Source organism: Apilactobacillus sp. EABW-1NA (genome assembly GCF_030398685.1).
GTDB lineage: Bacteria > Bacillota > Bacilli > Lactobacillales > Lactobacillaceae > Apilactobacillus > Apilactobacillus waqarii.
The window spans coordinates 1-8226 of the sequence record NZ_JAPDKO010000036.1 but is presented as its reverse complement, the minus strand read 5'-3'; the positions used below and the strand labels follow the sequence as shown (position 1 = coordinate 8226).

9 protein-coding genes are annotated in these 8226 nt (G+C 34.1%); 2 read left to right on the top strand and 7 right to left on the bottom strand.

The window, feature by feature from the left end; translation table 11 throughout:
* Positions 1–4: 4 nt before the first annotated feature.
* Complete coding sequence (locus OEZ61_RS08265) at positions 5–97, top strand: IS3 family transposase (RefSeq protein WP_080719905.1); 93 nt, start codon at positions 5–7, stop codon at positions 95–97.
* Positions 98–139: 42 nt separating this feature from the next.
* Here the strand turns inward: OEZ61_RS08265 and OEZ61_RS07565 are convergent, their stop codons facing one another.
* The 7 genes from OEZ61_RS07565 to OEZ61_RS07535 all read right to left on the bottom strand — a co-directional run bounded on the left by OEZ61_RS07565 (position 140) and on the right by OEZ61_RS07535 (position 5355).
* A complete protein-coding gene (locus OEZ61_RS07565; RefSeq protein ID WP_034530855.1) occupies positions 140–520 on the bottom strand; it encodes a rhodanese-like domain-containing protein in 381 nt (126 codons plus the stop codon).
* A 20-nt stretch (positions 521–540) separates the two neighbouring features.
* A complete protein-coding gene (locus OEZ61_RS07560) occupies positions 541–1509 on the bottom strand; it encodes an ROK family glucokinase (protein ID WP_290047287.1) in 969 nt (322 codons plus the stop codon).
* A 24-nt stretch (positions 1510–1533) separates the two neighbouring features.
* Entirely contained in the window at positions 1534–1731 is a 198-nt protein-coding gene (locus OEZ61_RS07555) for a YqgQ family protein (protein ID WP_034530853.1), read from the bottom strand.
* 30 nt (positions 1732–1761) lie between these two features.
* Positions 1762–2454, bottom strand: a complete 693-nt coding sequence (locus OEZ61_RS07550; protein WP_290047284.1) for a rhomboid family intramembrane serine protease — start codon at positions 2452–2454, stop codon at positions 1762–1764.
* On the bottom strand, positions 2423–2965 hold the full coding sequence (locus OEZ61_RS07545) for a 5-formyltetrahydrofolate cyclo-ligase (RefSeq protein ID WP_263506441.1): 543 nt from the start codon (positions 2963–2965) through the stop codon (positions 2423–2425). Before OEZ61_RS07545 ends, OEZ61_RS07550 begins: the two co-directional genes overlap by 32 nt.
* A gap of 53 nt (positions 2966–3018) precedes the next feature.
* Positions 3019–3168 carry a 50S ribosomal protein L33 gene (rpmG, locus tag OEZ61_RS07540; protein WP_034530852.1) on the bottom strand — a complete coding sequence of 50 codons (150 nt, stop codon included), beginning with the start codon at positions 3166–3168 and terminating at the stop codon, positions 3019–3021.
* A gap of 135 nt (positions 3169–3303) precedes the next feature.
* Positions 3304–5355: a penicillin-binding protein 2 gene (locus tag OEZ61_RS07535; protein WP_143444128.1), complete on the bottom strand. Its 2052-nt coding sequence runs from the start codon at positions 5353–5355 to the stop codon at positions 3304–3306.
* Between the two features lie 125 nt (positions 5356–5480).
* Here OEZ61_RS07535 and OEZ61_RS07530 point away from each other — a divergent pair, with 125 nt between their 5' ends.
* Complete coding sequence (locus OEZ61_RS07530; protein WP_263506442.1) at positions 5481–8078, top strand: YfhO family protein; 2598 nt, start codon at positions 5481–5483, stop codon at positions 8076–8078.
* The last annotated feature ends 148 nt before the right edge of the window (positions 8079–8226 follow it).

Sequence of the window (8226 nt, the reverse complement as noted above, 5' to 3'; positions counted from 1 at the left end):
ATATATATCCTATTACAACAATTATCGTATAAAACAAAAACTGGGAGGAATGTCACCGGTTGAATACCGAATCAATTCCTCCCAGAAAATTGCATAACCATCCTCCAATTTTAGGGGTTCAGGTCAAGTGCTTTTTTATTTACTTCTTAGTCTTTCCATCCCAGTTTCTAAAACCTGATTTTAGGATATAAATATCTTTGTATCCATTCTTACCAAGTAAAATAGCTGTCTTAATACTCAAAGTTTTACCTTGATCGTATAAGTACACTGGCATGTCTTTTCGAATGTTCTTATAAAACATCTTGATTGTTGAGTAAGGAATACTTCTGGCTCCTAAAATGTGACCAGATTCGAAATCTCTGTTTTCTCTTAGGTCAACAATTTGTCCTCTGTGACTACCTCGCTTAAATTCTTCTTCATCAACGAAAGTAGCAACACGGTTTGCTCTCATTCTTGTAATGCTGTTATAAATTAGGATTGCTAACAAAATAACAACAATCAAAAGCATGGATGGAATCATGTGTTATTACACCCCTAATGTTATTTATTAATGTTTCTTAAAGCTAATGAACCGGCACCAATTACCCCAGCATCGTTACCTAATTGAGCTAGACGAATCTTGGTAGAATCTCTAACAGGTCTAAATGCATTTTCTTGGAAGTACTTAGTTGTTGGTTGTAATAGAGTGTTTCCGGCATTTGAAACACCACCACCGATAACAATGTTATCAGGGTTCAATGTGTTACCAACGTTAGCTAATGCAAGACCTAAGTAGTAACATACATGATCTACAACTTGGTTTGCAAAAATATCACCGTTATCAGCTAAGAAGAAGACAACCTTTGAAGTTACTTCTTCACCAGAGTTAATCATTTCTTTTAGTCTTGATTGACCAGTGAATTCACTTGAAAGGTTCTTAGCAACCTTAACAACACCAGTAGCTGAAGCGTATTGTTCTAGACAACCGCGCTTACCACAAGTACATTCAAATCCACCTGGTTCAACAGTAATGTGACCAATTTCGCCGGCACCACCGTTAACACCGTGAGCTAATTCACCGTTTACGATAACACCTCCACCAACACCAGTTCCAAGTGTTACGAATACAACGTCTGAGTCCTTACTTCCGGCACCCTTCCAGTATTCACCTAGTGAAGCAACGTTAGCATCATTATCTAAAGCGAATGGTAGGCCTAATGCTTTTTCGATTTGATCCTTAATATGTTGGGTAGTCTTCCAGTTTAGGTTGTAAGCCCCAATTACAGTACCTTCCTCACGGTTTACTGAACCTGGAGTTCCCATTCCAATTCCAATAAAGTCGTCAATTTTATTATCAGAGTCCTCCATCTTTTTTGCGATAGAGTTAATGATATTTGGAACAATATTTTCTCCGTTAGCGCTTACATCGGTGGTAATAGCCCACTTATCTAAGATTTCACCGCTATCAGTTAGGAATGCCAACTTAGTTGTTGTACCTCCTAAATCGATTCCAATTAACTTACGTACCATTTTAGTTTCCTCCTAAAAATTGTATTATTTCTTTTCTTCGATTCCATGTTCATGTTTTAATACAAGCTTTGCCTGTATGAACTCTTCTTTAGTTACAAGTCCAGCATCATGTAGATGATCAAGCTCTAATGCCATAACCTCTATATCCCACAATCTTTTGCCAACGTAAACATAGATTCCAAATTTTTTTAAAAGTTGTTGAACATCGTACAACGTCTTCATTTTCCCACATCCTAACGAAAAATGCACTAATTAATTTGCAAAATAACCAGTTTTTAAGCAAAAATATGTAAATACAAGTAACACAATTAATGCCAATATTTTCTTTACCATTGGAATTTTAAACTCTGATGGTAGTCCAACTACATAAGGTAATAAGAACCCAGCAATTAACCCACCGATATGACCTATTATATCAATATCTGGTGACATTAAGTCGAATCCAATGTTTAAGACGATTAGTAATAGAAAACTTTGTGACATTCTTCTGACATACATATTATCATGAAATGTTTCACCTAACATCAAAAATACACCGAACAATCCGAAGATGGCGGTACTTGCTCCAGCACTTGCACCATTAGAGAATGCAAATCCGGCAATGTTACCAAATATTCCTGACAACATGAAAATCACAAGAAATCTAATGTGTCCAAAAATCTTTTCAAGCTGAATTCCTACATAGTACAAACTAATTCCGTTCATTAAAATATGTAGAAATGATAGATGAATGAATATTGGTGTGATGAATCTCCACCATTGACCAAATTGGACCAGTGGACGATACATAGCGCCATAATTAATAATTGAATCCGTTGAATTAGTAACGATACCAAATACATATACGAATATAATTATTGCAAGAATTCCTTCAGTCATAAAAGGAACATCATCTATTTTTCGATATAAACGATTATTTGAAATTTGAGTGAATAATTGTTTCAACTTGTTGATCAAACTCATCTACTTTCCATATTGATTTTTCATACATTCTAATTCTATCAGCAAGTGCAATAGTATTTCCAGGATAATCAACTAAAACTCGGTCATAGTATCCTCCACCATAGCCAAGTCGATTATTATTAGACATGTCAAAAGCCATCCCTGGAACAATCAACAAATCAATATCATTGACGTCAATGCCTTGACCATCAACTGGTTCAGAAATTCCCATTTTATTAACGAACAACTCGGTTTCATGGTTGTACTCAATGAAATCCATATCGCTCTTATTAATCACCTTGGGAACGTATACTCCTTTGTTATCACTTAGTGCTTTTTCGATGATTGGTTTAGTATCAATCTCAATCTCAGTACTAAGGGTTACTCCAATTGAAGTTGCCGCAATCCACTCATCAGTTTCAAATAACTGATTATATAAATATTGTACATCTTCTCTATTATCTAAATTTTTAAGTTTATTTAAAATTTCACTTCGAGCTGCTGATTTATCCATCTATTCACTTCCCAGAATATAAAAAAAGGATTTGGGCCTTTAAACCCGAATCCTTATTTTGTTTCACGATGTAATGTAACTTTTCTTTCACGTGGACAGTATTTCTTTAATTCCAAACGATCAGGGTTGTTACGACGACTCTTAGTTGATAAGTAATTACGTTCGTGACATTCTGTACATTCTAAAGTAATGTGTACTCTCATCTTAGTTACACCTCCAAGTTAGTTGTATTTTTAATTTTTATATAAACAACTTTCAACTCTTAATATATTATCATTTTTTCTTCGATTTGACCAGAGTTTATATAAATATTGTTAAGGAAAATTACTTAACAGCAATTATTTCAAGCCGCTGTCGGATTGAACGTACTTCCAGTATGCTTGATAAATCTTTTGAGCTAAGTCAATATTATTGCTTTCTGCGTTACTTGGCAAGTTTGGAATTGCAACTACAACTACCACTTGTGGGTTATCTGAAGGAGCAAATGATCCTAAACTCAAGGTAACAGTTTCAACTGGTTTTGAACCCTTCTTTCCACTTGAGTAGAATGTTTGGGCAGTACCAGTCTTAGCAGAAATTGAAGGTTTAACAGTATTTAAAGTAATACCAGTTCTGTATTCGTTAGTACCATGCACCACCTTGTAGAAACCGTCAGTAACAACTTTTCTTTGTGCAGCTGTCATATCAATCTTGTTTAGCACAGTTGGTGTAACAGTGTATTTAACTCGACCTAGCTTACCGCTCTTATTTGAAGCACGGATACTTTGAACGATGTGAGGTTCAATTCTGTATCCACCATTAGCGATTGTAGAAATGTATTGAGCAATTTGCATTGGTGTGTATGCATCGTAGTTACCGTATGATAAATCGAGTGCCTTACCTATATTTGCTGATCCACTAGGACCTTGAATACCTTTTGTTTCACCAGGTAAATCAATTCCAGTGTATACACCTAAACCAAATTGGTTGAAGTAACCTCTCATAATGTTGAAGACATCTGGATTCATTGTTAATGCTCCACCTTCAACGTAGTTAAACTTAGCTTCTTTCATTGCTAGTTGCATCATGTAAGAGTTAGATGAAACTTCAAGCGCAGTTGAAGCATCAAGTGCAATATCATGGTTACCATCTTGGTTAAACCATGATGCCTTTCTGATTCCACCAGTTAAAATTGGCTTATCAGTTAAAGTAGAGTTAGTTGGTGTAATGACCTTGTCCATTAAAGCACCAGAAATCATGGCACCCTTAACAACAGAACCCATAACGATTGAACTGTTAATTGTTCCAAGAGCATTTGGAGTTTCTTTTCCAGTTTCTGGATCACGACTAACCCCAGCTAAACCGATAATTCCACCGGTATTAGGGTTCATGACAACTGCGTATGCACCTGTTGAATTACCAGTACCTTGATCAGCTTCTTCAACTAGTGATTGAATCTTCTTTTCAAATTCAGAGTTAATGGTTAATTGAAGGTTATCACCCTTTTGGCCACCATATTGTTTAACAGCTTTATCTAAACTACCACCCTTGATTAAGGTTTGTGATTTTGATCCACGTAAAGTAGATTCGTATTTTTCTTCTAGGTAACTTTGACCAACACTATCATTTCTGGAGTAACCTTCTGCTAATAGTGTATTAATTCTGTCACTTGGTAAACCAACCTTTTCGGAAGAAACAGTTCCAACAATACTTTGGATGGCGTTACCGTTTGGATATTCTCTTGTCCAACTATCACCAATTTGGACACCAGGCATTTCGTCCAAATGTTCACCAATTTCGGCAATTTCCTTATTAGTAACATTGGTTGTCTTGATGTATGTAGTTGATAATTGGTAAGAGCCACTCATTTTTTGGAAGATTGTTGCAGCATTCTTAGTTGCTTTATCTGTGCCGTATAGCTTGTCATTCATGACTTTTTGAAGTTCTAGAACGTACTGTTCACTAGTACTTGATCCCTTAGGGAAAGTAATACTGGAGCTTACTTTCTTAAGGTTATCGGCATTAGCTAAGTAAAAATCAGCTTCTTGTCTAGGAGTTAATGCTGAAGTATCAACAGTTAAGTATTTGCCTAGTGTGTTGGCAATCTTATATAAGTCAGCACTAGTTACTGATAATCCCTTAGTGTATTGAATAGCTTGGTGAGCTTTATTTCCAACAAGGACACGACCGGTAGAATCGTAAATCATCCCTCTTTGAACATTTCCATACTTAACGGAATTATCTGATCTGCTAACTTCAGCCTTATATTGGTTTCCATTAATAACTTGTAGATAACCCAACTGGATTATTAGAATGGCAAATAAAACTCCGACAACTGTCAGAATAATATTTAATCTAAATGGTACCTTTGAATTTTCCCCACGATCACTGTGGTGAAATATTTTTTGCAAAAAACTATTCAAAACAATCTAACTCCTTAATTATTATATGTTAATCAGTCATTTAGTCTGGTTTATTGTATACTATAGTTGGTTACTTTATAAGTAATAATCAAAATACATAGGAAGTATTAACTATGATTAATTCAATTAAAAAAATCATAAAAAAACACCGCTTATACTTATTAAGCTTTTTTATTCCATTTATTATTATGTCATGTTATTTTGCTTACCGCAATATGTTTCCATTTGGAAATAGTAGCATTTTGACTGTAGACCTAGGTCAACAATATGTAGATTTATTCGCATATTTCCGTCGAACAATTCTATCTTTAGACCTACATAGCATATTATACTCATTTTCAAACGGATATGGTGGAGAAATGATTGGAATTTGGGGATATTATCTATTAAGTCCGCTTAATATCATTTTGTTAATCATCCCTGCGAAGTTTATTAACTTCGCAATTCTTTTGATAACGCTATTTAAATACGGTTTATCAGGATTAACTTTCAGCATTTTTCTAAAACATAAAGGTATCAAAAAAAATCTAATTATTTTATCAATGGCTATTGCCTATGCTCTAAACGGCTGGATGATTGCTAACCAATTAAATGTAATGTGGTTGGATGGTGTTATCCTCCTACCAATTATTATTATGGGTATTGATAGAATCTTTAAAAACAACAAATATAGCTTATTTATTATTAGTTATACCGCAATGTTAGTCATTAACTACTACATTGCATATATGATTACGATTTTTTCAGTTATCTATGTAATTGGAAAGTTAATAAATGATGATCATTCATTCAAGATGCGTCTTGGTCAATTAATCTCTGTTGGCGCTAGTTACTTCGTATCGTTACTACTATCCGCATTCATCTTTTTACCAAACCTAATCGAACTTAAAAATGGTAAAGGTGCATATACCCTATCAACCTTTAAGTGGAAGGTTGAATACAACCCATTAAAAATGATAAGTAAACTTTTCGATGGTAGCTTCAACTTTTCTCAAATGCCAAGTGGTTACCCTAACATCTTTGTTGGTGCAATCGCCATAATTGGTTTCATAATATTTTTCTGCAATAAACAAATTCAGTTAAAACAAAAAATCATCGCACTTGCCATGACAATTATTCTAATTGTTTCGATGTTTTTTGAACCGTTAGATTTACTATGGCATGCAATGCAATTCCCAATTTGGTATCCTTACCGTTTTTCATTTATCTTTTGTTTTTGGATTATATATATCGCTGCAATTGGTTTAGATAAGCAAGCTGGACATATTAACGTCAAAGAAATTATTATATCAGGCGTTATTTTAGTTGCCGGTTTGATTTATACAGCACTAAATATCAATAACTTTAACTTCTTATCACTAACCAAGTACTTAATTTCATTAGCATTCGTGGCCATTAGTTTTATCGTCATTCATGTATCAAACAAGGACAATAAGTACTACCTGCTTTGCTTGGTGGTTATTGCAATTGGTGATACGGGAATGAATGCTTTTAACTCCTTAAACGCCATTAGTTATGTATCAAATGATGATTATATGAAGTACACAGCAACATTAAATCGTCACGTGAATGATATTAAACAAAAGGATGATAGTTTCTACCGTATTGGTAAGGACTTCTATCGAACTAGAGATGATCCAATCGAATCAAACTTTTACGGTGGTTCGACATTCTCATCAACGCTCAGAAAATCAACACCTGATTTCAATCAAAAGATTGGTAACGCATATACCACCGGATCAATTGATTATTCGAACGGTACCATCGTAACTGACTCATTACTTTCATTTAAGTACTTCATTAATACGGTTAACTACAATAAGACATATCCGATGATTCAAAAGAGCAGCAATCGTTATGATATCGTTAATAACGATGTTCAAAATATAGATATCTTCCAAACATTTAAATCAAACAATTCATTCCCACTAGTTTACACATCATCTGATAATGTATTTTCGAAAATCATTGCATCAGATCCTATCAAATACCAAAACTCAATGGTAAAACAAGTCACTGGTAATAATAGCAATGTGTTTTCTGAAAACATGAACTACACCATCCTTTCAGAAAACACTAATGCATTAACCGGTTTAAACAACCAAGTGATTGCTAAAAACAATCTACTAAAAGACGGCGAAGTCGTAATCAAATATAAGCACCAAAATAACATGGTGCCATACATGATTGTGCCAGCTTCAATGAATCAACAAAAATGTAGCATTAAAGTTAATGGCGAAGAATTAAACCTACCAAGTGAATTTCAAAGCACTTTCGTCGTAAGTTTGCCAAACAATAAAGATAACAAAATTACCATTAAACTATTAAATGGCAAAGTATACACTAACGAGTTTAATATCGCTTCCTTAAACCTACCTAAATTCCTAAGTGAAACAAAGGCCATTAGGAACCAAAACAATAATATTAAACTTAACGGTAATTCCGTTTCTGCTGATATTAACGTACCTACAAAGAGTCAAGCCATTGCAACCTCAATTCCATACTCCAATGGATGGACATTGACTGTTGACGGTAAGAAACATCCTATCAAGGTAATCAATGATGAATTCATTGGATTTGATAATCTTTCTGTCGGTAAACACAAGATCAAGTTATCCTTCTATCCTTCAGGATTAAATGCTGGAATAATAATTTCAGTATTAAGCTTAATGTTTGTAATTGGATTTTATATCTACAAGAAAAAAAGATAATAAAAAGGACTCGTCTAAGCGAGTGAACTGAACCCCTTGAGTTGGAGAAATCTAACCTAAGGGGTTCTTTTATGTTTTCTAAAGAATTAAAATTAGCTGCCATTAAAGATTATTATAATGGTTTAGGATTTACAAAAATTATTAATAA